This is a genomic window from Galbibacter sp. L-19 (assembly GCF_056857615.1).
In genome coordinates this window covers 39,391-65,482 of the sequence record NZ_JBSXNL010000054.1, presented here as the reverse complement: position 1 = coordinate 65,482, position 26,092 = coordinate 39,391, and the positions used below count along the sequence as shown (strand labels likewise).

Here is a 26,092-nt window from a genome sequence, read left to right as displayed (position 1 = left end):
TCTAAGCTACTAATTCACAGATATCTAAAATTTGAAAGTTCTAAAATTCTTCATACTTACTTTAGGATTGCTCTTAAGCAATCAATTATTAGCGCAAAAAGAGTCCGCTTATTGGTATTTTGGCGAAAGAGCAGGTTTAAATTTTAACACAGAACCTCCCACTCCTTTAACAAATGGACAATTAAACTCTAGAGAAGGATGCGCTGCTATTTCTGACACTAATGGAAGTTTACTTTTTTATACAGATGGAATATCTGTTTGGGACAGAAACCATACTGAGATGCCTAATGGTTATGCTCTTTTAGGAGATAAATCGAGTACACAATCTGCTATTATTATACCTAATCCTGTTAGAAGAGGTTTATATTATATTTTTACGGTTGATGAGCCTGGCAAACTTCAAGCTGACGCTGGCGATACAATTGAAGGAATTAACTATTCAGAAGTAGATATGACATTAAATGGAGGTTATGGAGATGTTATTACTGGTAAAAAGAATATTCATTTAATAACTTATGATACTAACGATGCTATACAAAGGGAATTTAAAGCTTCAGAAAAAATAACTGCTGTTACTAATAACGATGGGACTGCCATTTGGGTAATTACTCAATTTGTAAATAAGTTTTACGCTTTTAAAGTTGATGCAAACGGAGTGAATAGCAATCCTGTAATCTCTACAGTACAACAAACTGTTAACCCAAGATTATATCCTGATGGTGCTAGCAAAGGAGCTAATCCTACGGCTATAGGTTACCTAAAAGTATCTCCTAACGGAAAAAAGTTAGCAATTGCTCACACTTCTACCAATTTAGGCAACCCGCGAACTGGGCTAAGAAAAAATGGAAAAGTATTATTATACAACTTTGATAATGCTTCAGGTATGGTAAGCAATCAAGAAACTTTATTAGATAATGAGTACCCATACGGAGTTGAGTTTTCTCCAAACTCTAAGGTCTTGTATATTACTTCCTCTATTTTTAATTCTAATGATCTATTTGAAAGGGGCTTACTTTACCAATACAATTTGGAAAGTAACAATATAGCAAATAGTAAAACAATAATAGATAATTCATCTACAATAACTGGAGCATTACAATTAGCCCTAAATGGAAAAATATACAGAACATCTTATCAATTAAACGATAAAAGAACAAAACTCTCTGTAATTAATACCCCAAATCAATTAGGAACTACGTGTGATTATAAACCCGATTATACAGATTTAAATGGCCGGGTAACTGGACAAGGATTGCCAGCTTTTATCCAATCTATTTTCTACTATTCTTTTGATTATGAAAATACCTGTTTAGGAGATACTACTGAATTTACAATTACCTCTGAAGACCCATATACAAGTGTAGAATGGGATTTTGGAGATGGCTCAAATACTAGTACAGTCGAAAACCCAACTCATCAATATACCAACCCTGGCACCTATACGGTATCTCTCCAATTATATACAAATGGAGTAGCATACGACCCACTTATTAAACAGGTTACTATTTCTGAAGCTCCAAATGTATATAGCGGAACATTCCCTTTTACGCAATGCGACTCTTTTGATAATAATCCAAATGACGGTATTGCTACATTTAATTTAAATAATACAATTCCAGACATTACCTTAAACACTACACAATTTGTGAATGCTAATTTCTATTTAAGTGCCACAGATGCTGATGCTGATGTAGATAATACAGATTATATCGATCCTATTTATAGGAATATTACCATGAACCAAATTGTATATGCTAAAGTATACGGAACAAACCCAGAATGTTATGAAATAGTCCCCATTGAATTGCAAACAAATGCTGCAACTCCAATAACAGCTCCAGATCAATATGGTTGTGATTATGAGAATGATGGTATCGCTATTTTTGATATCTCATCTATAAGGTCAAATATTGTAAGTAATATTGGACAGTCAGGAGTTATTGTTACCTTACACGAGAATCCTCAAGATGCTGCTATTGGAATCAATCCAATTCCTGACAATTATGAGTCTTCTAATACAACAGTATACATTAGAGCTGTTGATGGAAATTCATGCTATGGTGGCGGGTCGATTGAGCTGATAACTAAACCATTCCCTCTTATTGAAGATAAAGAAAGTATAGCTTGCACACAAAACTTCCCTGTCATTATCAGCTCTGGCATAAGTACTACATACGCCTCACAATACAATTACCTTTGGAATACTGGAGAAACAACAAATATTATAAGCGCTAACGCTTCAGGTGTCTACCAATTAACAGTTACCGACCCAATAGTAGGCTGTAGTCAATCTATAAATGTAACGGTAAATGAAGTTGAAGTCCCAGTAATTGAGGAAATTAAAATTGACGATAAAAATATTGAGGTTATAGTAAATTCTAATAATGGAGAGGTCGAATACGCTGTAGATAATGAGTTTAGCAATTATCAAGAATCCAATTCTTTTGCAAATTTACCTCCAGGTGAACATACGCTATATGTTAAAGACACATATAATTGTACAACGGTTTCTCAAGATTTTGCTATAATTGGTTTCCCTAAATTCTTCACTCCTAATAATGATACTATAAATGATTCTTGGAATTTGAGTGGCTTAAATCCATCTCTTTATAACCAAGCTACTTATGTTTCAATTTATAACAGGTACGGTAAATTAATATGTGCTTTTGATCCTTTAAAATCAATAGGATGGGATGGAAAGTATAATGGAAAACTATTACCTCCAGATGATTACTGGTATTATTTTAAACTTCCCGATGGGAAAGAATACAAAGGTCACTTTACTCTAAAATTATAATTTTCTTACAATAATTTACAATTTTATCTTTCATGTTTTGTAATAAAAAAACAATTATCATTTAGATTTTTTTATTACATTTATAGAATAATAATTACGTATAACATACGTTTTACCCCACAAACATACATACTTTTCCCACCACCAAGCTTACATTTTTTATTATTAACAAATTTCGATAAAAAATGAAAAAACTAATTGCAGAATTTATTGGTACCCTTTGGCTGGTACTTGGTGGTTGTGGTAGCGCCGTGCTTGCTGCTGGATACCCAGAACTAGGAATTGGATTTGCAGGCGTTGCTTTGGCCTTTGGTTTAACAGTCCTCACCATGGCTTATGCTATTGGGCATATTTCTGGTTGCCATTTAAACCCAGCTGTTTCAATCGGTTTATGGGTTGGTGGACGTTTTGACGGTAAAGACCTTTTACCATACATCATCGCTCAAGTTCTTGGAGGTATCGCTGGAGCAGGTATCTTATATTTAATTGCTACTGGTAAAGACGGGGCTTCTATAGGGAGTTTTGCTGCCAATGGTTATGGAGCACACTCTCCAGATGGTTATAATTTAACAGCTGCACTGGTTACAGAAATTGTGATGACATTTATGTTTTTAATTATCATCTTAGGAGTTACCCACAAAAATGCTTCTAGTGGATTTGCTGGAATAGCTATTGGATTAGGCTTAACTTTAATTCATCTTATTAGTATTCCCGTTACCAATACTTCTGTTAACCCTGCTCGTAGTACAAGTCAGGCTCTATTTGTTGGAGATTGGGCTATGGGACAACTTTGGTTGTTTTGGGTTGCACCTATTATTGGTGCTGCAATTGCTGGTATTGTTTACAAAATTATAGCTCCAAACACCGAAGAATAACATTCAAAAAATAATACTATATGAAGTCCCTATTTTTAAAATTGGGACTTTTTTTTATTAGTTTAATGTAGTATCTTAGTACTTTACACACTATTCCTCCTTATTACTACAAATTATATTTTCTATTTATTTATATAAATGAGACCGTTTTACAATAGGTTTTATTCATCTTATTAATTAAATAAATTAGATGCCTAACATGTCTTTTAAAAAAGTAATAAAGATAAACACATGAAAAAAATTGTATTAGCATTATGCTTTTTGTGCGGAATTTCAAGCTTTGCACAAAATAATCAATCGGTAATAGATTCTGCTGCCATTAATATTATTGACAACATGGGGGCATACATAGGCTCCATAGATGCCTGCACCCTTACTCTTGAACGTTCCACAGACTATGATGGATATTATGGATTAGAAAAACACTTTTATACGGATAATATTAGTATGATTGGTCCAAATAAAATGCTAGTGCAAACAAGAGGCACACAACATAATAAAGACTATTACTACAACGGAACAAAGTTTGTTTACTATTCTGTAGATGAAAACAATTATTCTGTCTTAGATGCCCCAGATAATATTATTAAACTCATTGATGGGTTTCATAAAAAATTTGATATCCGTTTTCCAGCTGCCGATATATTCTACCCCAGCTTAACAGATGATATGATTGAAAATTTTAGTAATATAATTTATATGGGGAATGATTATATAGACAATGTGTTGTGCTATCATGTGCTAGCTTCAAATAATAAATTGAATGTTCAATTATGGATTGAAAATGATGAAGACCCACTCCCAAAAAAAATGGTAATAATTCATAAAGATGGCAACCACAACCAATACGAAGTAACCTTTAAAGATTGGGTTATCAATCCTGAAATTGATGATGCTATTTTTAATTTCTATCCGCCAGAAAATTCTAGAAACATAGATATTATGGCTAAAGCTGAATAATTCATTCTTTATACAACACTAAAGTTAAAACACATGAAAATTCAAATAAAACATATAAATTATAGCAAAATAGCTTTCTTTGCTTTATTGCTAATCTTCCCAATAACAATAGAAGCTCAACGCTTTGGTCATGGCGCAAGTATGAGTCGCCCACACACTGCATCTCGCCCCTCGGCAGGGAGACAACCTATTAACGGTGGGTTTCATAAACAACCTAGTAGAAACATCCCTAGTACCAGACCAGCTACTAGACCTAGTAGACCAACAACTACGTCTCGCCCATCTACCAGACCTTCAACTGGCAACAGCTCTAGATCTACGGTAAACAGGCCTAACAACAACAATTCAAGACCTAATCATAATGGAAACTTATCAAATTCAAATGTTGTTAACAGACCGCATAATAACAATAATAATAATGTAAACATCAATGTAAATCGTAATAATAACGTTCACATTAACAACCGTCATACAGTAGTAAGACCTAATCCTAGACCTTATTACAGGCCACCATATTCCTACGGAGGTTTTCATTATTATGCATACCACCCATATTATTACCATCCATTTACCCCTTTTTACTGGGGACCTATTTGGCATCCATGGGGATTTTTCGTAGCCTCATTAGCAACAACTGCTATTATTATTTCTGTTGAAAATGAACAATACCACTATGATCAAGGGAATTACTATGTTAAAGAAAAAGATGGTTATACTGTTGTACAAGCCCCGGTAGGAGCTACTATAAAAGTTCTTCCTGATGGTTATGAAACTGTAAGTACCGGAGATAGCACAAACAATTATTATTACGGTGGGGCTTATTATGAAAAAGATAGTGATGGTTATACTGTTGTTCCTCCAACTGCTGGAACAGTAGTAGAAAACTTACCAGAAGGCGCAGAAGAAGTAAGAATTGGAGATCAAACCTATGTAAAATATGGAGAAACTTACTATCAACCTGTAAAAATTGATGGTAAGAATCAATACGAAGTTGCAGAAGTTAAAGAAGAATAGTCTTAATAATTTCTTTATTTTTATTGCCTCGTGGATAGTATATCACGAGGCAATATTTTTTTAATATTATGAATTGGATACTCTTAATTATAGCAGGACTTTTTGAGGTTGGATTTGCTACATGCTTAGGAAAGGCAAAAAATAGTACTGGGAATGAAGCTAGCTATTGGTATCTCGGGTTTTTAGTGTGCCTAACAATTAGCATGCTTTTATTAATGAAGGCTACCCAAACACTCCCCATAGGAACAGCCTACGCCGTTTGGACAGGAATTGGAGCGGTAGGAACCGTGTTAGCTGGGATTTTTCTTTTCAATGAACCTGTTGATTTCTGGCGCTTATTCTTTATTTCAACTCTAATTATTTCTTTAGTAGGTTTAAAATTTGTTTCGCATTAAATCCCATTTTTGTAACTTCGGAAAAAAGAAAATTTATCCAAAATGAAAAAACTATTTTTACTACTTACTTTCCTAACAACACTTGCTATAACAAGTTGCAATTCCTCATCAAATAAAGATATGATTACACATACTGTGTTCTTTAAATTGAAGCATCCAAAAGGATCTGAAGCGGAGAAGATTTTTATCGAAAAAGCAGTAGCACTTAAATCCATTCCAACCGTTTTAAATATGACAAGCGTTAAGGAAATTGGTAAAAAGAACGATTTTGAATGGGGCTTAACTATGCAATTTAAAAGTCAAGCAGATTATGACACCTATAGCAATCATCCAGACCATGTAGCATTTGTAGAAAATGTATGGAAAAAAGAGGTTGTAGATTTTATGGAGATTGATTATGTAGTTAACAAATAAACTAAAACAAACTCATAAAAAAGGAGGCTACATTTTTAAAAATGTAGCCTCCTTTTTATATTTTTAAAATTACACTGCTGGCTTACCATACAAGTCAAAATCTCCCGCTTCTTCTACCAAAATATCAACATATTCCCCAGTTTTTAAATAATACTGAGACGCATCTATTAACACCTCATTATCTACATCTGGAGAATCAAACTCCGTACGTCCTACAAAATAATTCCCTTCTTTTCTATCAATTACACATCGGAAAGTTTTCCCTACTTTCTCTTGGTTTAACTCCCATGAGATTTGCGATTGGATATCCATTATTTCTGAAGCTCTTTGTTGCTTTACCTCTTCAGGAACGTCATCTTCTAAATTATACGCATGCGTATTCTCTTCATGACTGTAAGTAAAGCAGCCTAAACGCTCAAAACGCATTTCGCTAACCCATTGTTTTAAAGTCTGAAAATCTTCTTCTGTCTCTCCAGGATACCCAACAATTAATGTTGTTCTTATAGCCATTTCTGGAACAGCGGCTCTAAAATCTTGAAGCAACTTTGTTGTTTTCTCCTTTGTAGTTCCTCGTCGCATCGACTTTAAAATAGGATCGGCAATATGTTGTAAAGGAATATCTATATAATTACAAATCTTAGGTTCGTTTTTCATTACTTCCAAAACATCCATTGGAAACCCTGTAGGAAACGCATAATGTAAACGAATCCATTCAATCCCTTCTACTTTAACCAACTCCTTTAACAAGTCTGCTAAAGCTCTTTTTTTATATAAATCTAAACCATAGTAAGTTAAATCTTGCGCTATTAGCACTAACTCCTTAACCCCATTGGCAGCTAAATTGTTGGCTTCTTTGACCAAATTTTCAATCGGAGTACTTATATGTTTTCCTCTCATTAAAGGAATAGCACAAAAACTACAAGGACGGTCGCAACCTTCAGCAATTTTTAAATAAGCATAATTTTTAGGAGTTGTAGTCATACGTTCCCCAATAAGCTCATGCTTATAATCTGCCCCAAGTGCTTTTAACAGACTTGGCAATTCTGTAGTACCAAAATACTGATCTACATCTGGAATTTCTTTTTCTAAATCTGGCTTGTAACGCTCACTCAAACACCCTGTAACAAACACTTTATCTACTTCTCCTTCCTGTTTTTTTTCTAAGTACTCAAGGATTGTATTTACACTTTCCTCTTTTGCATTATTTATAAATCCACAGGTATTTATCACTACAATATTCCCTTCCTCTTCATGAACAACCTCTTTTCCTCCTGCCTTAAGTTGCCCCATAAGTACTTCACTATCATATACATTTTTAGAGCATCCTAAAGTCACAACATTAATCTTATTCTTCTTCAATGATTTTGTTCTCATAACAACCGATTTCTTATTTAAATTGAAAGATTTTCTTTAATAGATACATCATCTAAAAACAAAAAATCCATCATAAAATGCTTATTTTAAAACAGTGGGCAAAATTACAACTTGGAAGTGTATAAAACGAAGATAATTCGAGTTAATATTAATTTTAACCTAAAACTTCTTGTAAATACGGGATTAAAGTAGGCTCATAATAGCGTAATGCAGAAAGAAGGACTACACAAACCACCAAATAATACCAATTATACTTTTCAGTTTTCATAATCCAAAAACCTATAAAAGCGATAATAGCTAAAAAGATTCCTACAATTAAATTTGGAAAAAGCCACATCCCATTTATAATAGCATAACATTTAACTGCAGCATAAAACATACAGTAATAAGCTATTATTTTGGTAACGGTTACAAGCGTTCTATTTGGCATTAAATTTTATTTCTTAAAAAATGAATCGACAAATTCATACTTATTAAAAACTTGTAAGTCTTCAATACCTTCTCCTACACCAATATATTTTACAGGAACTTTAAATTCATCGGAGATTCCAATAACAACGCCACCTTTTGCAGTACCATCTAATTTGGTTACCGCCAAAGAAGTAACTTCGGTTGCTTTTGTAAACTGTTTGGCTTGCTCAAAGGCATTTTGTCCTGTAGAGCCATCTAAAACCAAAAGAACATCATGAGGAGCATCTCCAACCACTTTCTGCATAACGCGCTTAACTTTTGTAAGCTCGTTCATTAAATTTATTTTATTATGAAGTCTTCCTGCTGTATCGATAATTACAACATCTGCATCTTGATTTACGGCAGATTTTAAGGTATCAAAAGCTACAGAAGCAGGATCGCTCCCCATTTGTTGCTTTACAATAGGCACCTCTACTCTATCTGCCCAAACTTGCAATTGGTCTATAGCGGCAGCTCTAAAAGTATCGGCAGCTCCTAAAACCACCTTTTTTCCTTGCTTTTTAAATTGATACGCTAATTTCCCTATCGTTGTGGTTTTTCCTACGCCATTTACCCCTACTACCATCAACACATAAGGTTTTTTATTTGCAGGAATAACAAATTCTTTTTCTTCTCCCGAATTAGTTTCCGATAATAATCCAGCTATTTCTTCTCTCAGAATAAGATTCAACTCTTCTGTACCAAGATATTTATCTTTAGAAACACGAGCTTCAATACGCTCAATAACTTTAAGTGTAGTATTAACTCCTACATCACTTGTAACCAAAACCTCCTCAAGATTATCTAGCACTTCGTCATCTACTTTTGACTTCCCTGCTACTGCTTTTCCTAACTTGGAAAGAAAACTTGATTTAGATTTCTCTAGGCCTTTGTCTAAAGTTTCCTTCTTTTCTGATGAAAATATTTTCTTAAAAAAACTCATTTTACAACGTATACGTTAGTTGACGGACTATAACCAACCCTTTTGGTTATGAACTCCAAAGATATAAAAACAAAAGGCTACTTTCTATACGAAAGTAGCCTTAATATATAATAAGTTGTGAACTTCTTATTTTGAATTTAACCAGTCATTAACTGCTTCTGGAGTCATTACAGCTTCTACAAAAGTGTAAGCGCCAGTTTTCGGAGACTTAACCATTTTAATTGCTTTGGTTAATCTTTTTGAACTTGTCTGTAAGGATGCTACTGTCTTCTTTGCCATGGCTTATTATTTTATTTCTTTATGAACAGTCATTTTCTTAAGAATAGGATTAAATTTTTTAATCTCTAATCTATCTGGTGTATTCTTTTTATTTTTCGTAGTAATGTAACGAGATGTTCCTGGTTGCCCAGAAGTTTTATGCTCGGTACACTCTAAAATAACTTGTATTCTATTACCTTTCTTTGCCATCTTTATATCTTTTTAACGGATTATTAATTACTTAATAAACCCTTTTTCTTTAGCTTCTTTTAAAACCGCAGTAATACCTTTCTTGTTAATAGTTTTTAACGCAGATGTAGATATTTTAAGCGTAACCCAACGATCTTCTTCAGGAAGGAAGAAACGTTTTTTGATAAGATTCGCATCAAATTTACGCTTGGTTTTGTTCATTGCGTGAGAAACATTATTTCCCACCATCGCTTTCTTTCCAGTAAGTTCACAAACTCTTGACATTCTTCTAAAACTTTATGTTATTTAAAAACAGGGTGCAAATTAACGAATTTTTCACTTGTAAGACAAGTAAATATGCTATTTTTTTAAAATTTCTTTGCAAAGAATTTCAAAAGCCTTGTTAACTGCCTTATTTATTACCTTCTCCCGATGATTCCCAAAGTTAAATTCTTCTGAAATAACTCCTTTTGGAGTAGCAATTGCTATAAAAACTGTTCCTACTTCTGCATTAGAATCGCCTTTTGTAGGCCCTGCATTTCCTGTAGTGGCAATTGCATAGGTAGATTTAAAAAGTTTTTGCGCACTCAATGCCATTGCCTCAGCAACTTGCTTACTTACAACAGAATGGCGTTCTACCAAAGCTTTATCCACATGCAAAACATCTATCTTTGCTTGCGTGGCATAACTTACTACACTCCCCTTAAAATAAGCGGAAGAACCAGGGATTGCTGTAAAAGTTTCTGCTATTTTTCCTCCTGTACAACTTTCGGCTGTAGCAACGGTTTCATTATTTTGTTTCAGTAATTTCCCTGCTACTATTTCCAATACACTATCCTCCTCCATTCCGAAGAAAATATCATTTATCAACGGATTTAATTTTTCAATTTGGCTCTTTACTTCAGAATCTAAAATATCTTTATCCGTTCCTTTGGCTGTAAGTCGTAATCTTACCTTTCCTAAATTCGGCAAATAAGCCAATCTTATAAATGGAGGGAGATTATCTTCCCAGGCCTCTATTCGTTCTGCTAAAGCACTTTCTCCTAACCCATAAGTAATTATAGTTTTATGTAAAATATAGGGGCGCTCATATTTTTCTTGGATATTCGGAATTACAGCTCCCGTAATCAACGCTTCCATTTCATAAGGCACTCCAGGTAGAGATATAAAGGTTTTACTCCCCTTTTCCAACCACATTCCAGGCGCAGTTCCAAAGTTATTTTTTAGCACTCTTGCTTTAGAAGGAACTAAGGCTTGCTTTCTATTTAAATCGGAAATTGGGGTAGAGATATATTTTTTAAACAAATGCTCCACATGCGCTAACACAGTAGCATCTTCTACCAACTCATCATCAAAATATTCGCAAATGGTATGTTTTGTAATATCATCTTTTGTAGGTCCTAATCCGCCAGTAATTATAATAATATCCGCTCTTTCTTCCGCTTCTTTTAAAGCCTCTAGAATATGCTTTTTATCATCTTGAATAGAGGTGATTTGATATACAGAAACTCCAATAAGATTTAATTGCTTAGCTATAAAAGCTGAATTGGTATCTATAATCTGACCTATGAGAATCTCATCGCCAATTGTAATTATCTCTGCAAACATGACTATCTTAAATACGCTTTGAACTCAGAAAATGCATTTTGTAATTCTGATTCCGCTTCTTTTAAAAGACTGTTTATTGCATCAATATCTTTATCTCCTCGCGCATGCCCTTCCATTGCCAACATATGCTCTCTCACAGTTTCAATTCCTAATAAATCTGCATTAGGCTTTATTTTGTGCGCAAATTGGTAAATTAAGTCAAACTCTTTATTACTTACAGATTTTTGCAATTTTGCTAGGTCTTCGGGGGTTTCCAACAAAAAAGTCTCTATCACGGAGGCATTAAACTCATTGTCTCCACCAGATAGTTCGTTTAGTTTGTCTAAGCTGTATTTCATTAGTTATTATTGTTTCTTTATATAGATATCAAAGCGAATTAATTATACATTATTTCACTTTTATTGAAAACATTTTTTGTTGGTTTAAAAAGCCTTCTAACTTATCATTTGATGCAACTTTTCCTACTCCAGCAGGAGTTCCAGTAAAAATAATATCTCCAATTTTAAGTGTAAAATACGTGGAAATATACGAAATTAACTCATCTACTTTCCATAACATTAAAGAAGTATTTGCATTTTGAGCTACTTCTTCGTTCTTTATTAAGCTAAAATCAATATTATTAATAGAAGGTAGTTTCGTTTTATCAATCCATTTTCCAATTACAGAAGCGCCATCAAAACCTTTTGCCTTTTCCCAAGGCAATCCTTTTTCTTTCAATTTAGCTTGTACATCGCGAGCTGTAAAATCTATCCCCAAGCCTACTTCCTCGTAATATTTATGTGCAAATTTCTGCTCGATAAACTTTCCTACCTTGTTAATTTTCACCAACACTTCTACCTCATAATGTACATCATCTGAAAAATCTGGAATATAAAAATCATGACCATTTTTCAATACAGAGCTATCCGGTTTTATAAAAATTACTGGATCTGTTGGTTTTTCATTCTTCAACTCTTCAATATGGTCGGTATAATTTCTACCAATACAAATAATCTTCATTCTTAAGACTACTAATTTAATTTATTATTTAGCTTACGCAATTTTATAGCTGTGAGTACTTTTTTGGTATACAAAGGAAAATCTGCATTTAGGAGCCAGCCAAAATAACCTGGTTCTTGTTCCATAACATCTTCCACTCTTTTACCTTTATGCTTCCCAAAAGAAAAAGCCTCTTCTCCATCTTCATTAAAGATAATAAATCCAGCAAAATCTGCGGTTTGTTTCCTAGTAGTAAACTCACTTAAAAACTTCATATTATTCTCTAAATCATCTTTATAACGATCCAATTGCGATTTTAGAACCTCATAGGTTGCATTGGTATCTGCTTCTGCTGTATGCGCATCTTCTAAACTCTTACCACAGTAAAATTTATAGGCAGCAGATAGGGTACGTTGTTCCATTTTATGAAAAATAGTTTGCACATCTACCGCAACCCGACTTCCCATATCAAAATCGATATCCGAACGTAATAATTCTTCTGCCAATACAGGAATATCAAATCTATTAGAATTATAACCCGCCAAATCGCTATCCTTAATCATATTATAAATAGTTTTAGATAACTCTTTAAAAGTAGGCTCATTAGCTACCTTTTCATCGGTAATTCCATGAATTGCAGACGATGCTGGTGGAATTGGCATCTCTGGATTGACCAGCCAAGTTTTACTTTCTTTATTTCCGTTTGGAAATACTTTTAATATTGATATTTCTACGACTCTATCTCTAGCTACATCAATTCCTGTAGTTTCCAAATCGAAAAAACAGATAGGTTTAGATAAATTTAATTCCATGATTTTATTTTGAAATTATAAAATTAGGGATTGAAAAAATAAAACCCTGAGTTTTCAGGGTTTTATTTTTTCAAAAGTTTATTTTCTTTATATTTCTTTATCGCCATCCCAAGCTTCGAGATACTCAGCAACTCTTTGTATGAATTGTCCTCCTAAAGCTCCATTTACTACACGATGGTCGTAACTATGAGACAAGAACATTTTATGTCTTATTCCTATAAAATCGCCTTCTGGAGTTTCAATAACTGCTGGTACTTTTCTAATGGCACCCAACGCTAAAATAGCAACTTGAGGTTGATTAATAATAGGAGTTCCCATTACGCTTCCAAAAGTCCCAACATTGGTTACTGTATAAGTTCCACCTTGGATTTCGTCTGGCTTAAGCTGATTTACACGTGCACGCCCTGCAAGGTCGTTTACACGCTTTGCCATTCCAACTAAATTTAACTGGTCTGCATTCTTAATTACTGGAACAATTAAATTCCCGTCTGGAAGCGCAGCCGCCATTCCTAAATTAATATTTTTCTTTTTGATGATTTTATCGCCATCAACAGAAATATTAATTAGCGGAAAATCTTTGATGGTTTTAGCAATTATTTGCATAAAAATTGGCGTAAAAGTAAGCTTCTCTCCTTCTCTTTTCTGAAACTCATTTTTTACTTTGTTTCTCCAATTCCAAATATTTGTTACATCTACCTCAATAAAGCTCTGTACATGTGCAGAAGTTTGAACACTCTGCACCATATGATGCGAAATTAATTTCCCCATTCGAGTCATCTCAATTACCTCATCTTGCCCATTTACAGAAACTGGAGATGCTTGTACTGTTTGTCCTACTGGAGGTGTAGGCTTGCTTTGCGACTCTACTTTTTTAGTAGGTTCTGGAGCTACAGATACTGGTTTAGTACTTGAAGCTGAGCCTCTATTTTCTAAATACTTTAAAATATCGTCTTTAGTAACTCGCCCATCCTTTCCTGTACCGCTAATAGTTTCTAATTCTCCTAGACTTATATTTTCTTCTTTAGCAATATTTTTCACCAAAGGAGAATAAAATCTTTCAGAATCATTAAAATCTGCTACTGGTGCAGAAACACTTTCTTTTATTGCTGAAATATTGTCTTCTAATTCATTAACAGACGTTCCATTCACTTCTTCTTTTTCTGTTTCTACAGCTGTTGAAGCGCTTTCCTCTGAAGCTTCTTTAACATCTTCATTCTCTCCTTCTGTTTCAATAATAGCCAGGACATCTCCAACTTTCGCAACAGCATCTACTTCAAAAAACTTCTCTACTAAAACTCCATCTACTTCACTTGGAACTTCAGAATCTACTTTATCGGTTGCAATTTCTAGTACCGCCTCATCTGCTTCAATGGTATCACCTACTTCTTTTAACCAAGAAGTTACCGTTGCTTCTGCGACACTTTCCCCCATTTGTGGGAGTTTTAATTCAATTCTTGCCATATCAATAATTTGTAGCTATTTTAAGTTGCTTATTTTGCGAAAATAATAAAAAATAAGCTTTTTCGTTATTAATTTTTCTTTATAATATCATAATTCTACGTTAATCACTTTTTAAAGAATTTTCAAAAGGTATTCTATGTAAAATACTTCTTCCTAAAGTAACCTCATCTGCATATTCCAATTCATCTCCAACCGCAATACCTCGCGCAATTGTAGATGTTACCACTTTATAAGGTTCCAACTGTTTAAAGATATAAAAATTGGTAGTATCTCCCTCCATTGTCGAGCTTAAAGCAAAAATTATTTCATCTACTTTTCCTTCTTTTACTTTTTCCACAAGGGTAGCAATATTCAAATCTAAAGGACCAATTCCGTCCATTGGAGATATTTTACCTCCCAAAACATGATAAATTCCACGGTATTGCCCTGTATTTTCAATAGCCATAACATCTCGGATATCTTCTACCACACACACCAATTTTTCTTGTCGCTTTGGGTTGGCACAAATTTCACATAATTCTACATCAGAAATATTATGACAGCTCTTACAAAACTTTACTTCTGTTTTAAGGGTTAAAAGTGAGGATGCCAAATTGGTAGTCTGACTTTCGGGTTGGCGCAATAAATGCAGTACTAAGCGAAGCGCAGTACGCTTTCCTATGCCTGGAAGCTGAGAAACTTCATAAACGGCACTTTCTAATAATTTAGATGAAAATTCCATTGTTGCGAAATTACAATTTTAAGTGTCATAAATAAATTTTATAACATAGTTTTGTATATTCATTTCAGAAAAAAATTACATGAAGCCTATTTATATCCTCCTAATCATTGCTGCTTACTTCGGAATTTTAATCTTAGTCTCCTTCTTAACAAGCAAAGATGAAGAAAGTAATGATAACTTTTTTAAAGCAAACCGACAATCGCCTTGGTATATTGTAGCCTTTGGGATGATTGGCGCCTCTCTTAGTGGGGTTACTTTTATTTCTGTACCCGGCTGGGTTGAAGAGTCTAAGTTTGGTTATATGCAGGTTGTTTTTGGCTATATTGTTGGGTATCTAATTATTGGAACTGTATTATTACCCCTATATTATAAACTAAACCTCACCTCTATTTACACGTATCTAGAAAAGAGATTTGGAAATAATAGCTATAAAACCGGCGCTTCTTTCTTTTTACTTTCTAGAATTGTTGGAGCTAGCTTTAGATTATTCCTTGTAGCCAATGTCTTACAAGTAATTATTTTTAATGAAATGGGCGTGCCTTTTTGGGCTACCGTAACGCTAACCATTATACTTATTTGGCTTTATACTTTTAAAAGCGGCATCAAAACTATTGTTTGGACCGATACGCTGCAAACTCTTTTTATGTTGATAGCATTAGGGGTTGCCATTGTTACTGTTTACAACGATTTAAATATTAGTGGCGAGACCATGGCAAATTATATTGCCTCAAGCGACTTATCTAAAATGTTCTTTTTTGACGATTTTAAAAGCGGAAATTACTTCTGGAAACAGTTTATTTCTGGAGCATTTATTTCTGTAGTAATGACAGGACTTGACCAAGATATGATGCAAAAAAATCTTACTTGTCGTTCTCTTAAAGATGCTCAAAAAAATATGTTCTGGTTCACAATTGTACTAACAGTAGTAAATTTTATTTTTTTATGTTTAGGATTGTTAATGACCGTTTACGCGCAACAGCTAGGTATTGATGCTCATAAAGACGATTTATTTGCTGTACTTGCTAAAGACTATCTAGGAATTGGCGTGTTTATATTTTTCTTAATTGGACTTATTGCAGCGGCATACAGTAGCGCAGACAGTGCTCTTACCTCTCTTACCACTTCATTTAGTGTTGATATTTTAAATATTGAAAAAAAATACAATGCTAAGAAACAGATTAGAATCAGAAAAAATATCCATGTTCTGTTTTCATTGGTTTTAATTCTAGTAATCATTGCCTTTAAATATATTATAAAAGACGAAAGCGTTATTGCTAAACTCTTTGTTTTTACTGGTTATACCTACGGTCCACTCCTGGGACTTTATAGCTTTGGACTTTTCACAAAACTTAAAGCAAACGATAAATGGGTGCCTTTTATAGCTATTTTATCTCCAATTTTAGCTTATGTAATAAGCACCTGGAGTAATACTCAGTTTGGATTTGATTTTGGTTTTTTTGTATTAATTCTCAATGGAGCTCTAACTTTTATAGGATTACTTCTTATCTCTAGTAAACCAACTTCAGCAGAAAAAGAAATTCTATTTAATACTGCCCAATAGAAAGCAAAACTAACGTACAAGCCACCTCATAATCAATATTATTTTTACGAAGCATTGCGTAAAAATCGGGGTTTTCTGTACCTGGATTAAAAATAATTCGGCTTGGATTTAAACCAATTATATACTCGTAATACTGTTCTTGATTTTTTGGATTTAAGTATAACGTAACGGTATCAATATTTTTATATTTTAAAAGCGCTGTATCTATTTCCACTCCTGCCACTTCTCCTTTTCTTAAACCAAATGCAACAACCTCATTACCAGCCGAAACCAATCTGTTTATCGCAATATTACTATATCTACTAGGCTTTAAAGAAGCGCCCATTACTAGTGTTTTCTTCATTTGTTAAATAATGTTAAAGATTTAATAAAGCTGTAACAGCTTGCTTAAACAGTCGTCAATTAGGTAACAGCTTAAATGAAATTAAACAAAAATCATCAATCAAAAAAATCAATCAATGAAACAATTCATTCTATGTTGCATGATAGCCTTATCAACTATCTTAAATGCACAAAACAGCGCTCCCAATACAAATTTTGCTAAGCTTGGGAGCGTTTCAGGAACTGTAATCGACAAATCACTTCAACAACCAATTCCATATGCTACTGTAGTTATAAAAAAAGAAGGAAATACAATTGTTGGAGGCATTACAAACGACGATGGTACTTTTGAACTTTCCAATATTGAAGAAGGATCCTATTTATTTGAAGTACAATTTATAGGATACAACACTTTTAGTAAAGCAATAACAATTTCAAAAGAAAATAGAAAAGTAGCCCTTGGAACTATTACTCTTGAAGAAAATATTACTGAGCTTGAAGGCGTAGATGTGGTTGCAGAACGCTCTAGTATTGAACAGAAAATTGACCGTAAAGTTATTAATGTTGGAAAAGATTTAACCACACAAGGAGCTACCGCTAGTGATATTATGAATAATATTCCATCACTAAATGTGGATCAACAAACAGGCGATTTATCTATGCGAGGAAATTCTAATGTTCGGGTTATGGTAGACGGAAAATTATCCAACGTCCCTGTTGCACAATTATTAAAACAAATCCCGTCAACATCTATCAAAAAGATAGAATTAATTACAAATCCTTCAGCAAAATATAACCCTGAGGGGATGAGCGGACTTATTAATATTGTATTGTATAAAGATGCTAATATTGGTTTTAATGGAAATTTAAATCTAGGGTTGTCTTATCAAGAGGAAGCTAAATTTAATAGTTCTATAGATTTAAATTACCGACGTGGAAAATTTAACTTTTACGGGAATTACGGAAACAATATTGGGAAATATGTGAACGATGGAAGAATAGAACGTTTTGACGATGAAGCATCTGCTAATTTTAATGAAAACCAGATTCAAAATTTTAATTTTTTCAATAATAACAAATCGCATTTATACAAATTAGGAGTTGACTTTTTCTTAGATGACAACAATACTATTTCTGTTTTTACAAATCAGAATATCTACGATGGAAAAGGCTCTGGAGACACAAGAATTACAAATATAGACCCATCGGTTGGAGACACACAACAATTATTTATAAGCAATAATTCCAACCAAAACGAACAATATAATTTTGATTATAAAAGAGATTTTGAGAAAGAAGGTCACAATATTGAATTGGAAGTGGATTACAGTAATTTTTCAGATGAAGAAAATGCAGATTTCAACTATTCTGGCGCAACAACTCAACCCGATTATTTAGATTTTGTTGATACAAGAAGACAACAGACTATTGCCAATTTAGATTATGTAAATCCGCTTTCTGAAAAGTCTAAATTAGAACTTGGAGTTGAAACTCGTAATTTTGAAACCAATGTAGATTACAATTCAACAGGATTTACTTTTAACAGTGGCGGACAACTCGTGCCTACCCCAAGTACAGAATTTATCTACGGAATGGATATCTATTCTGGGTATGCTACTTTTGGTCAGAATTTCGAAAAATGGAGCTATCAAGTTGGAGCTCGCTACGAAAATGTATCGGTTAAGGCAGACACTAATAGCGTTCGTAGTTTCACCGACAATTATTCACAATTATATCCTTCGGCTTTTGTAACTTATTCTCCTTCAGAAAAAAATCAGTTTCAAGTTAGTTATAGTAAAAGAGTAGATAGACCAGGACTTACACAGGTAAATCCTATTAGAGAATGGAGTACCCCAATTATTTCTTCTTATGGAAATGAAAGTCTAAAACCGCAATTTACAAACTCCTTTGAAACAAATTACACACGTAGATTGGAACACGGGAGTATTACTTTAGGGGTGTATTACAGAGCCATAAAAGACGAAATTAACAGAGCTTTATATATAGACCGATTGGATGTTTCAAAGCAAGTGCTTACCTATGATAATTTTGACGACACTGAAGCCTTCGGTTTTGAAATTTCAACAAATTATAAACCATTAGAATGGTGGAGCATTAACGGAAGTTTCGATTTATACTCGCAAACCCAACGTGGATTAACCGAACAATTAAACCCAAGCGACACCCCATCTGTGGATGATATTGTGGAAGAAAAAATTAAAGTTGAGAATGTGGCGTATAACGCTCGTTTGAATAATAATTTTACGATTACAAAAAAGCTCTCCCTTTCTTTATTTGGATTTTATAGAGGAGAAAACAAAGGAATTCAAATGAATGCACAACCCATGTATTTTGTAAATACAGGAGCACGTTACAGCTTTGCGCAAGGCAAAGGAACCTTTAGTTTAAATTTCAACGATATTTTCAATACTATGCAATTTAGATTTGAAGGAGAGCGTCCATACATGCAAGAAGGTGCTTTTAATTGGGAAAGCAGAACCATATTTGCTGGATTATCTTATCGATTTGGCGGTGGAAAAAACAGAAAAGTAGCACGTAAAAATAGAGACAATAACACTAAAGAAAGTAGCGGAGGTGGTTTCTAAAAAACCAACTCCCTCGAGGCAAGCCTACGAGCTACTCAAAGGAAAATAATTTAATCTGTTTCAACGTAGAGCCCTTCGGTTAACTCCAGGACAGGCTCTAGAAAATGAAACCCTCAATGAGGGATTTAATAGCGACGCATATTCTCATATAGTTGATGGTTAGTGTTATCTGCCCGCTATTAATAAAAGAAGCTGTTTTAAAAAGTAATCATTAGTTGTCAAACTGAGCTTATCGAAGTTTTAAACAACTAACACTCAAGGGCATCCTTCAACAAGTTCAGGATGATTTTAGAGTTTAGATTCTTTTTAGACAGCTTCTTGATTTTTTACATAATTGAATTGAAAATTCTAATAATCAAAACGTTTAAAAGCCTCTATGGCTGCATAATCCGACAATCCTAACTTACGGTAATGTGCTGCCGTTTTTTTATTTCTATCTTCTGCTCTAACCCAAAATTCTCGTAAGTCTTCTCCTTGAAATAAAACCCCATCTTTTTGAGTCTGATGGAAGAAAATAGCTTTTCGCTTTCTCAACACTTGGTCTGGACTCATTGGAACCGCCATATCTATCTCATGGATTTCCCATTCGTGCCAAGCACCTCTATACAACCACAACCAGCAATCGTCCATATAAGATTCAGACTTCAATTCGGCCATCGCTTTAAATACAGCATCCAAACATACTTTGTGAGTTCCATGCGGATCTGCTAAATCTCCTGCTGCATATACTTGATGTGGTTTAACTTCTGCAATTAAATTTTTTACAATATCAATATCTGCTTGCCCTAACGGACTTTTCTTTACAGCCCCAGTTTCATAAAAAGGAAGATTTAAAAAGTGCACCTGCGCATCTGGAACCTCAAAATAACGGGTAGCCGCAATAGACTCTCTTTTACGTATTAACCCTTTTAATTCTCTCACCTGTATCGGGTCAATCTCATTTTCTTTCTTCTGATTAATCCCTTCTACTACTGCTTTTAATTTTTCTAATTCTTCCCCCTGCGGAAGGAAATCCATTGCCACTTCAGCAAACTTTAAAGCATCGGCATTAGAAACAGCTATATTTCCGGAGGTTTGATATGCAATATGCACTTCATGTCCTTGTTGTACCAATCGGTCAAATGTACCTCCCATTGAGATTACATCGTCATCTGGATGCGGACTAAAAATAATAACACGTTTCTTTTCTGGAGATTTTCGTTCTGGCCTATTAGAATCATCAGCATTTGGTTTTCCTCCTGGCCAACCAGTAATAGTATGCTGCAATTGGTTAAACATTTCGATATTTAATTCATACGAAGAACCTTTTTCAGCAATTAAAGAAGCTAATCCATGTTCGTTATAATCTTTATCTGTAAGTTTTAATATAGATTTTTCTACTTTATCACAAAGCCAAACCACTGCTCTTTTAATCATTGGCGCTGTCCACTCCACTGTATCTACCAACCAAGGCGACTCAAATCTAGTAAGCATAGAAGCCGCTTCGGTATCCAAAACAAAAGTAGTATTTGGATGATCCTGAAGATAGGTAGCAGGAATCTGAGCTGTTTCTTCCCCTTCAATAGTTTGTTTTATAATCTCTGCTTTTTTATGCCCCCATCCTAAAAGCACAATTCGTTTTGCATTGGTAACCGTACCAACCCCCATTGTAATTGCTTTTTTAGGCACATTTTCAATCCCTAAAAACGAACTTGCAGCATCTTCTCTTGTTAACTGATCTAGCGTTATACTTCTGGTAGCCGAATTATAATGAGATCCAGGCTCATTAAATCCTATATGGCCCGTTCTACCAATTCCCAAAAGTTGGAAATCCAAACCACCACATGCTGCTATTTTTTCTTCGTAAGCCGCACAATAATCATTTACCTCCTCCTGTGAAATAGTTCCATCTGGAATATGAATTTGCGCTTCGGGAATATCTATATGATTAAATAAATTCTCATGCATGAAGTAATGATAACTATGAATACTACTTGGATTCATAGGTAAATATTCATCCAAATTAAAGGTGATTACATTTTTAAAACTCAACCCCTCTTCTTTGTGCATTTTTATTAATTCTTCATACACTCGAATTGGCGATGAACCCGTAGCAAGTCCTAAAACGCACTTTTCCCCTTTACTGTTTTTAGAGCGAATTAAATCGGCTATTTCTTTGGCTACAAGGTAAGAGGCTTTAGAAGATTTTTTAAAAACCACATTATGGATTTTTTCAAATCTACTATACTCATACGTTCCTACCTTGACATACTTAACACTTTGTACTTCGTCAGCGTTTGTTTTCATTGTCTTTACTTTTCTCTGGATGTATTAAAAATACTATTAAATAATAATTTCTACAATTTTAATTTGGTCAGTTTATTAAACACTTTCAAAAATAATTTACATTATTAATATCCCTGCGTTTTTATATGGCTGCAAGATACTATCGTTAGCGTCTATTTCTGTTACCAAGGTATTAATTTCCTCTAAGCCACATACACTATAATTTTGCCTAATGTTTAATTTATTTGAAGTTGCCAAAGCCACTACTTTGTCTGAAGCAGCAATCATGGCTTTTTTTACTAAAGATACTTCATACCCCTCATCGGTCAAACCATTTAATTCATTAATACTACTAACTCCTATAAAACAAATATCTGCCATTACTTGAGAAAGCGATTGCACCACATCGATCCCTACAGTAACCATCGATTTTTTATTGATCTTCCCTCCTATAAAAATAACCTCTACAGTTGGATGATCAGATAATTGCATAGCAATTGGCAAACTATAGGTATATACTGTTGCTTTTAATGTTTCTGGTAGTTGCTTTGCAAACATTAAATTTGTAGTTCCGCCACTTATTATAATTACCATTCCATCTTTCAATAACACTCCAGCTTTTTTAGCTATTGTATCTTTTTTATCCCTATTAAAGATAACCTCTTCATTATAATGATATAGTTTTTGAATAGTCGACACCGCTCCTCCATGCACCTTCATTACCAACCCTTTTTTATCGAGCTCATTTAAATCTCTTCGAATAGTATCCTCAGAAACATTTAGTTTTTGAGCTAAGTAGGTTGAAGTAACATTTCTATTTACCCTAACCTCCTCTATAATAAGATCTTGTCTTTCCTTTTTTTGCATACAAATTATAAATAACACGCTTTATTCATGCAAAAATATACGCATTAAATTAGTTTAAGTCCAAATTTACAGCTATAAATGCATTAAATATGCATTATTTAGCATTTTTTTTGCTTATATGAAAAATAAACTATACATTACTACTCTATTTAAAGGTCATAAAAATGAACAAACACTATTTAACATTCTTATCAGTATTACTTCTGATTATAAATTTTGCTATGGCTCAAGAGCGAACAATTAGCGGAATTGTTATTTCAGAAGACGACAATCAACCGCTTCCAGGAGCTAATGTATTGTTTAAAGGCACTACTATTGGTGCTGTGACGGACTTTGACGGGAAATTCTCTATAACTATTAGTGGAGAAGAGAAAATATTAGTAGTAAGCTACATTGGTTACTCTTCTAAAGAAATTACAATTGCTTTAGATCAAAACACTATTGAAGTGTATTTAAACAGCAACTCAAATGCTTTAGAGGAAGTAGTCGTAATGGGGTCGAGTGTATCACAATCTAGAAAGAAAATTGGGAATGCTATTACCACATTAAAATCTAAAGACATTACCAGTTCTCCCACGCCTAGTGTAACTGCAGCTATTCAAGGAAAAATTCCAGGAGCTCAAATTACACAAAATTCGGGAGATCCAGCTGGTGGATTTTCTATAAGATTAAGAGGTCCGAGTACTATTAGCGGTTCATCAGAACCACTATATGTAATTGATGGGGTAATTACTAGTAACTTAACTACCAATGTTACCAATTTAAATGTAGACGCTGGAGCAGCGCAGCCAGGACAAAACCGAATGGCAGATATCAATCCAAATGACATTGCCAGTATTAATATCTTAAACGGTTCTGCAGCTGCTGCTATTTATGGATCTAGAGCCTCCAATGGTGTTGTTATTATTAATACCAAACAAGGGCTTATGGGGAATGAAGAACCTGAATTTTATTTCAAAACTTCCGTTAATGTAAATACAGTTCGTAAAAAAGTACCTACAAATTTACGTGGCGAACAATTTGAAAGTGGTTTAGGAGAACGTCTTTGGCCAATTTTCGGAAAAGATGAAAATGGCAATCTTACACCCTATCAAAATCTTTCTTCAGAAAAATTTGATGTAACTCGTTACGACTATCAAGATTTAATTTTTGATACAGGCTATGGAACAGATAATTATTTATCAATGAGAGGTGGAGCTCCAAACATTGGTTATAATGCTTCTGTTGGATATACTACAAATCAAGGTATTATAAAAAACACAGACTTTAAAAGGCTCTCTACCCGATTGGGATTTAACCATAAAGTTACCGATTGGCTGTCTTATGATGTAGGCGCTTATTTTGCAAATAGCCAATCTAATGAAAAGCCAGATGGAAATGTGTTTTGGAGTCCAATTAACTCTGTTAATATTTCAAATAATATTTATGATGCTACACGAAGAGATGAAAATGGTAATTTAATGGCCGTAGAACCTACCCGAGTTAATCCGTTATCTATTATTGAAGATTTTGATATTAGTCAAGAAATTAACCGTTTTATTCCAAATTTAAAGGTAGCCATAAAACCCTTTGATTTTTTAACCATCAATCAAACATATGGAGCAGATATGTACACGCAAGTTGGTCATATTTACATTCCTGCCTATCCATATCCTGATGTAAATCCATCCTACTTTGACAAAGGGTATTTGTCCGATACCGAAGCCAAAATATTTAATTGGAATTATGATGCTACGGCTACTTTTGACTTTGATTTTTCTGATGAATTAAGTTCCGAAACTATTATTGGATATAATTTTCAATCAAGTAAATTAACACTAAACGGAACTCAAGGAAGAGATCTTAATGCAAATAATATTCCTACAGTCCCTTTAGAAGACAAACTATCGGAAGATAGGTTAGACATTTTTGGTTTTTTCCTTCAGGAATCCTTGGCTTATAAAGACAGGTATTTTTTAACTGTAGCTGGAAGAGTAGACGGAGCCACCAATTTTGCTCCCGATAATCGCACAAATTTCTATCCAAAAATTTCAGGTTCATACCTATTATCTAACGAACCTTTCTGGGAAAACAGTAATTTAAGTAACATTTTTAACTCTGTAAGACTTCGTTCTTCTTATGGACATGCAGGAAACCTAACTGCAATTTCTCCTTATGAACGTTTTGGAAGCTATTCAAGAAATAATTTTTTCGGCGTACAGAACACCCTAGTACAAGACAGTAGATTAGGAAATTTAGACCTAAAACCAGAGCGTACAAAAGAATTTGAAATTGGTACGGATGTAAATATGTTTAATAACAGAGTTTCTTTCTTATTTACTTATTACAATCAGAATATCTCAGATTTAATTGTAAGACGGGTTTTATCTCCTTCTGAAGGCGGACTAACGCGAACAGAAAATGTAGGAAATATGAAGAATCACGGTTATGAAGCTTACCTAAATGTAAGTCCTATAAAAAATGAAGATTGGCAATGGGATTTAAACTTTAATTTCAGCACTAATAAAAATGAAGTTACCAATACTAGTGGAGGGCCTATTTCTATTGCTACCGTAAGTGGAGCTTTACCACAGGTAAGAGAAGGAGAACCATTAGGTGTTTTTTACGGAACCTATTACGCTCAAAACACAGATGGTAGTTTACTATTAACTCCAGATGGGCTTCCTCAAACAGAAAGAGGGAATATAACTACTGGATTACCTCAACGAGATGCAAACGGACAACCAGTTGGAGATCAATTAAAAAAAGTTATTGGCGACCCCAATGCTGATTATATTCTTGCTTTTGGAACCAATCTTACCTACAAAAAACTCTCTTTTTCCATGCTCTGGGAATCGGTTCAAGGGTTTGATGTTTTTGATGCCGATAAGCGTACTCGTCAAGGAGTTGGGGTAGGTAAAATGGCTGAACAAGAGCTTACTGGAGAATTACCTAGAGGTTATATTGCCTCTATATATCCTATTGAAGAATTCAGAATTGAAGACGGTTCCTTCATCAAACTAAGAGAAATTTCTTTAAGCTATAAACTGGGAAGTCTTGGAAATGCCCTCAATAATGTTCTAATTTCAGTACAAGGTAGAAATCTCTTTTCATTTGATGATTTCTTTAGTTATGACCCTGAAACTAATGCTGGAGGGCAATCAAATCTCCTCCGCTCCGTAAATTTTGGAAATGCACCTATCCCAAGAACGTTTTCCTTATCTGTAAGTGCTAACTTTTAAAA

The 26,092-nt window shown here is 34.0% G+C and carries 24 protein-coding genes; 9 read left to right on the top strand and 15 right to left on the bottom strand.

Annotation, left to right across the window (positions count from 1 at the left end):
• The first annotated feature begins 31 nt into the window (after nt 1-31).
• The 6 genes from AC13CQ_RS09270 to AC13CQ_RS09245 all read left to right on the top strand — a co-directional run bounded on the left by AC13CQ_RS09270 (nt 32) and on the right by AC13CQ_RS09245 (nt 6,455).
• The gene (locus tag AC13CQ_RS09270) at nt 32-2,797 is read left to right on the top strand and encodes a T9SS type B sorting domain-containing protein (RefSeq protein WP_474506724.1); all 2,766 of its coding nucleotides are present in this window, start codon (nt 32-34) and stop codon (nt 2,795-2,797) included.
• A 185-nt stretch (nt 2,798-2,982) separates the two neighbouring features.
• Nucleotides 2,983-3,672: an aquaporin Z gene (aqpZ, locus tag AC13CQ_RS09265; protein WP_008613081.1), complete on the top strand. Its 690-nt coding sequence runs from the start codon at nt 2,983-2,985 to the stop codon at nt 3,670-3,672.
• A gap of 231 nt (nt 3,673-3,903) precedes the next feature.
• A complete protein-coding gene (locus AC13CQ_RS09260; protein WP_474506725.1) occupies nt 3,904-4,632 on the top strand; it encodes a DUF2092 domain-containing protein in 729 nt (242 codons plus the stop codon).
• A gap of 33 nt (nt 4,633-4,665) precedes the next feature.
• Nucleotides 4,666-5,646 (top strand): DUF6515 family protein, encoded by a 981-nt coding sequence (locus tag AC13CQ_RS09255; protein ID WP_337902004.1) that lies wholly within the window; start codon nt 4,666-4,668, stop codon nt 5,644-5,646.
• Between the two features lie 68 nt (nt 5,647-5,714).
• Nucleotides 5,715-6,041 carry a DMT family transporter gene (locus tag AC13CQ_RS09250; protein ID WP_337902003.1) on the top strand — a complete coding sequence of 109 codons (327 nt, stop codon included), beginning with the start codon at nt 5,715-5,717 and terminating at the stop codon, nt 6,039-6,041.
• A gap of 42 nt (nt 6,042-6,083) precedes the next feature.
• Nucleotides 6,084-6,455 carry a Dabb family protein gene (locus AC13CQ_RS09245; protein WP_337902001.1) on the top strand — a complete coding sequence of 124 codons (372 nt, stop codon included), beginning with the start codon at nt 6,084-6,086 and terminating at the stop codon, nt 6,453-6,455.
• A gap of 69 nt (nt 6,456-6,524) precedes the next feature.
• Here AC13CQ_RS09245 and rimO read toward each other — a convergent pair whose 3' ends face one another.
• The 12 genes from rimO to recR all read right to left on the bottom strand — a co-directional run bounded on the left by rimO (nt 6,525) and on the right by recR (nt 15,249).
• Nucleotides 6,525-7,829, bottom strand: coding sequence for a 30S ribosomal protein S12 methylthiotransferase RimO (gene rimO, locus AC13CQ_RS09240; protein ID WP_008613089.1), 1,305 nt, complete (start codon nt 7,827-7,829; stop codon nt 6,525-6,527).
• 154 nt (nt 7,830-7,983) lie between these two features.
• A complete protein-coding gene (locus tag AC13CQ_RS09235; protein ID WP_008613091.1) occupies nt 7,984-8,259 on the bottom strand; it encodes a hypothetical protein in 276 nt (91 codons plus the stop codon).
• A gap of 6 nt (nt 8,260-8,265) precedes the next feature.
• Entirely contained in the window at nt 8,266-9,222 is a 957-nt protein-coding gene (gene ftsY / locus AC13CQ_RS09230) for a signal recognition particle-docking protein FtsY (RefSeq protein WP_474506727.1), read from the bottom strand.
• Between the two features lie 126 nt (nt 9,223-9,348).
• Nucleotides 9,349-9,501 (bottom strand): DUF4295 domain-containing protein, encoded by a 153-nt coding sequence (locus tag AC13CQ_RS09225; RefSeq protein ID WP_008613094.1) that lies wholly within the window; start codon nt 9,499-9,501, stop codon nt 9,349-9,351.
• 6 nt (nt 9,502-9,507) lie between these two features.
• Entirely contained in the window at nt 9,508-9,690 is a 183-nt protein-coding gene (rpmG, locus tag AC13CQ_RS09220) for a 50S ribosomal protein L33 (RefSeq protein WP_008613096.1), read from the bottom strand.
• Nucleotides 9,691-9,717: 27 nt separating this feature from the next.
• Nucleotides 9,718-9,954, bottom strand: a complete 237-nt coding sequence (gene rpmB / locus AC13CQ_RS09215; protein ID WP_008613098.1) for a 50S ribosomal protein L28 — start codon at nt 9,952-9,954, stop codon at nt 9,718-9,720.
• A 75-nt stretch (nt 9,955-10,029) separates the two neighbouring features.
• Nucleotides 10,030-11,277, bottom strand: a complete 1,248-nt coding sequence (locus AC13CQ_RS09210) for a competence/damage-inducible protein A (protein WP_008613100.1) — start codon at nt 11,275-11,277, stop codon at nt 10,030-10,032.
• A gap of 2 nt (nt 11,278-11,279) precedes the next feature.
• Nucleotides 11,280-11,615 carry an Hpt domain-containing protein gene (locus AC13CQ_RS09205; RefSeq protein WP_008613102.1) on the bottom strand — a complete coding sequence of 112 codons (336 nt, stop codon included), beginning with the start codon at nt 11,613-11,615 and terminating at the stop codon, nt 11,280-11,282.
• 49 nt (nt 11,616-11,664) lie between these two features.
• Nucleotides 11,665-12,276 carry a fumarylacetoacetate hydrolase family protein gene (locus AC13CQ_RS09200; protein WP_008613104.1) on the bottom strand — a complete coding sequence of 204 codons (612 nt, stop codon included), beginning with the start codon at nt 12,274-12,276 and terminating at the stop codon, nt 11,665-11,667.
• An 11-nt stretch (nt 12,277-12,287) separates the two neighbouring features.
• Nucleotides 12,288-13,067: a 3'-5' exonuclease gene (locus AC13CQ_RS09195; protein WP_008613106.1), complete on the bottom strand. Its 780-nt coding sequence runs from the start codon at nt 13,065-13,067 to the stop codon at nt 12,288-12,290.
• Between the two features lie 87 nt (nt 13,068-13,154).
• Nucleotides 13,155-14,528, bottom strand: coding sequence for a dihydrolipoamide acetyltransferase family protein (locus tag AC13CQ_RS09190; RefSeq protein ID WP_008613108.1), 1,374 nt, complete (start codon nt 14,526-14,528; stop codon nt 13,155-13,157).
• A 100-nt stretch (nt 14,529-14,628) separates the two neighbouring features.
• On the bottom strand, nt 14,629-15,249 hold the full coding sequence (gene recR / locus AC13CQ_RS09185; protein WP_008613111.1) for a recombination mediator RecR: 621 nt from the start codon (nt 15,247-15,249) through the stop codon (nt 14,629-14,631).
• A gap of 79 nt (nt 15,250-15,328) precedes the next feature.
• Between recR and AC13CQ_RS09180 the strand changes: the two genes are divergently transcribed.
• Nucleotides 15,329-16,810, top strand: coding sequence for a sodium:solute symporter (locus AC13CQ_RS09180; RefSeq protein ID WP_008613113.1), 1,482 nt, complete (start codon nt 15,329-15,331; stop codon nt 16,808-16,810).
• Here AC13CQ_RS09180 and AC13CQ_RS09175 read toward each other — a convergent pair.
• Complete coding sequence (locus AC13CQ_RS09175) at nt 16,794-17,153, bottom strand: CoA-binding protein (RefSeq protein WP_008613115.1); 360 nt, start codon at nt 17,151-17,153, stop codon at nt 16,794-16,796. The genes AC13CQ_RS09180 and AC13CQ_RS09175 overlap by 17 nt on opposite strands.
• Nucleotides 17,154-17,268: 115 nt before the next feature.
• On the opposite strand from AC13CQ_RS09175, the gene AC13CQ_RS09170 reads away from it, so the two are divergent.
• Nucleotides 17,269-19,737, top strand: coding sequence for a TonB-dependent receptor (locus AC13CQ_RS09170; protein WP_008613117.1), 2,469 nt, complete (start codon nt 17,269-17,271; stop codon nt 19,735-19,737).
• Nucleotides 19,738-20,085: 348 nt separating this feature from the next.
• On the opposite strand, the gene nagB is transcribed toward AC13CQ_RS09170, so the two are convergent.
• Entirely contained in the window at nt 20,086-22,023 is a 1,938-nt protein-coding gene (gene nagB / locus AC13CQ_RS09165; RefSeq protein ID WP_008613119.1) for a glucosamine-6-phosphate deaminase, read from the bottom strand.
• A 96-nt stretch (nt 22,024-22,119) separates the two neighbouring features.
• Complete coding sequence (locus AC13CQ_RS09160; protein ID WP_008613120.1) at nt 22,120-22,869, bottom strand: DeoR/GlpR family DNA-binding transcription regulator; 750 nt, start codon at nt 22,867-22,869, stop codon at nt 22,120-22,122.
• A gap of 164 nt (nt 22,870-23,033) precedes the next feature.
• On the opposite strand from AC13CQ_RS09160, the gene AC13CQ_RS09155 reads away from it, so the two are divergent.
• A complete protein-coding gene (locus AC13CQ_RS09155; protein WP_008613122.1) occupies nt 23,034-26,090 on the top strand; it encodes a SusC/RagA family TonB-linked outer membrane protein in 3,057 nt (1,018 codons plus the stop codon).
• Nucleotides 26,091-26,092 lie beyond the last annotated feature (2 nt).

Excerpts from the sequence above, each read along its gene's own strand:
- AC13CQ_RS09260 (WP_474506725.1), top strand. The coding sequence starts at position 3,904 with ATGAAAAAAATTGTATTAGCATTATGCTTTTTGTGCGGAATTTCAAGC.
- rpmG (WP_008613096.1), bottom strand. The coding sequence starts at position 9,690 with ATGGCAAAGAAAGGTAATAGAATACAAGTTATTTTAGAGTGTACCGAG.
- nagB (WP_008613119.1), bottom strand. The coding sequence starts at position 22,023 with ATGAAAACAAACGCTGACGAAGTACAAAGTGTTAAGTATGTCAAGGTA.
- AC13CQ_RS09225 (WP_008613094.1), bottom strand. The coding sequence starts at position 9,501 with ATGGCAAAGAAGACAGTAGCATCCTTACAGACAAGTTCAAAAAGATTA.
- AC13CQ_RS09255 (WP_337902004.1), top strand. The coding sequence starts at position 4,666 with ATGAAAATTCAAATAAAACATATAAATTATAGCAAAATAGCTTTCTTT.
- rpmB (WP_008613098.1), bottom strand. The coding sequence starts at position 9,954 with ATGTCAAGAGTTTGTGAACTTACTGGAAAGAAAGCGATGGTGGGAAAT.
- AC13CQ_RS09175 (WP_008613115.1), bottom strand. The coding sequence starts at position 17,153 with ATGAAGAAAACACTAGTAATGGGCGCTTCTTTAAAGCCTAGTAGATAT.
- ftsY (WP_474506727.1), bottom strand. The coding sequence starts at position 9,222 with ATGAGTTTTTTTAAGAAAATATTTTCATCAGAAAAGAAGGAAACTTTA.
- AC13CQ_RS09205 (WP_008613102.1), bottom strand. The coding sequence starts at position 11,615 with ATGAAATACAGCTTAGACAAACTAAACGAACTATCTGGTGGAGACAAT.
- AC13CQ_RS09210 (WP_008613100.1), bottom strand. The coding sequence starts at position 11,277 with ATGTTTGCAGAGATAATTACAATTGGCGATGAGATTCTCATAGGTCAG.
- aqpZ (WP_008613081.1), top strand. The coding sequence starts at position 2,983 with ATGAAAAAACTAATTGCAGAATTTATTGGTACCCTTTGGCTGGTACTT.
- AC13CQ_RS09235 (WP_008613091.1), bottom strand. The coding sequence starts at position 8,259 with ATGCCAAATAGAACGCTTGTAACCGTTACCAAAATAATAGCTTATTAC.
- rimO (WP_008613089.1), bottom strand. The coding sequence starts at position 7,829 with ATGAGAACAAAATCATTGAAGAAGAATAAGATTAATGTTGTGACTTTA.
- AC13CQ_RS09250 (WP_337902003.1), top strand. The coding sequence starts at position 5,715 with ATGAATTGGATACTCTTAATTATAGCAGGACTTTTTGAGGTTGGATTT.
- recR (WP_008613111.1), bottom strand. The coding sequence starts at position 15,249 with ATGGAATTTTCATCTAAATTATTAGAAAGTGCCGTTTATGAAGTTTCT.
- AC13CQ_RS09200 (WP_008613104.1), bottom strand. The coding sequence starts at position 12,276 with ATGAAGATTATTTGTATTGGTAGAAATTATACCGACCATATTGAAGAG.
- AC13CQ_RS09155 (WP_008613122.1), top strand. The coding sequence starts at position 23,034 with ATGAACAAACACTATTTAACATTCTTATCAGTATTACTTCTGATTATA.
- AC13CQ_RS09180 (WP_008613113.1), top strand. The coding sequence starts at position 15,329 with ATGAAGCCTATTTATATCCTCCTAATCATTGCTGCTTACTTCGGAATT.
- AC13CQ_RS09170 (WP_008613117.1), top strand. The coding sequence starts at position 17,269 with ATGAAACAATTCATTCTATGTTGCATGATAGCCTTATCAACTATCTTA.
- AC13CQ_RS09160 (WP_008613120.1), bottom strand. The coding sequence starts at position 22,869 with ATGCAAAAAAAGGAAAGACAAGATCTTATTATAGAGGAGGTTAGGGTA.
- AC13CQ_RS09245 (WP_337902001.1), top strand. The coding sequence starts at position 6,084 with ATGAAAAAACTATTTTTACTACTTACTTTCCTAACAACACTTGCTATA.
- AC13CQ_RS09195 (WP_008613106.1), bottom strand. The coding sequence starts at position 13,067 with ATGGAATTAAATTTATCTAAACCTATCTGTTTTTTCGATTTGGAAACT.
- AC13CQ_RS09190 (WP_008613108.1), bottom strand. The coding sequence starts at position 14,528 with ATGGCAAGAATTGAATTAAAACTCCCACAAATGGGGGAAAGTGTCGCA.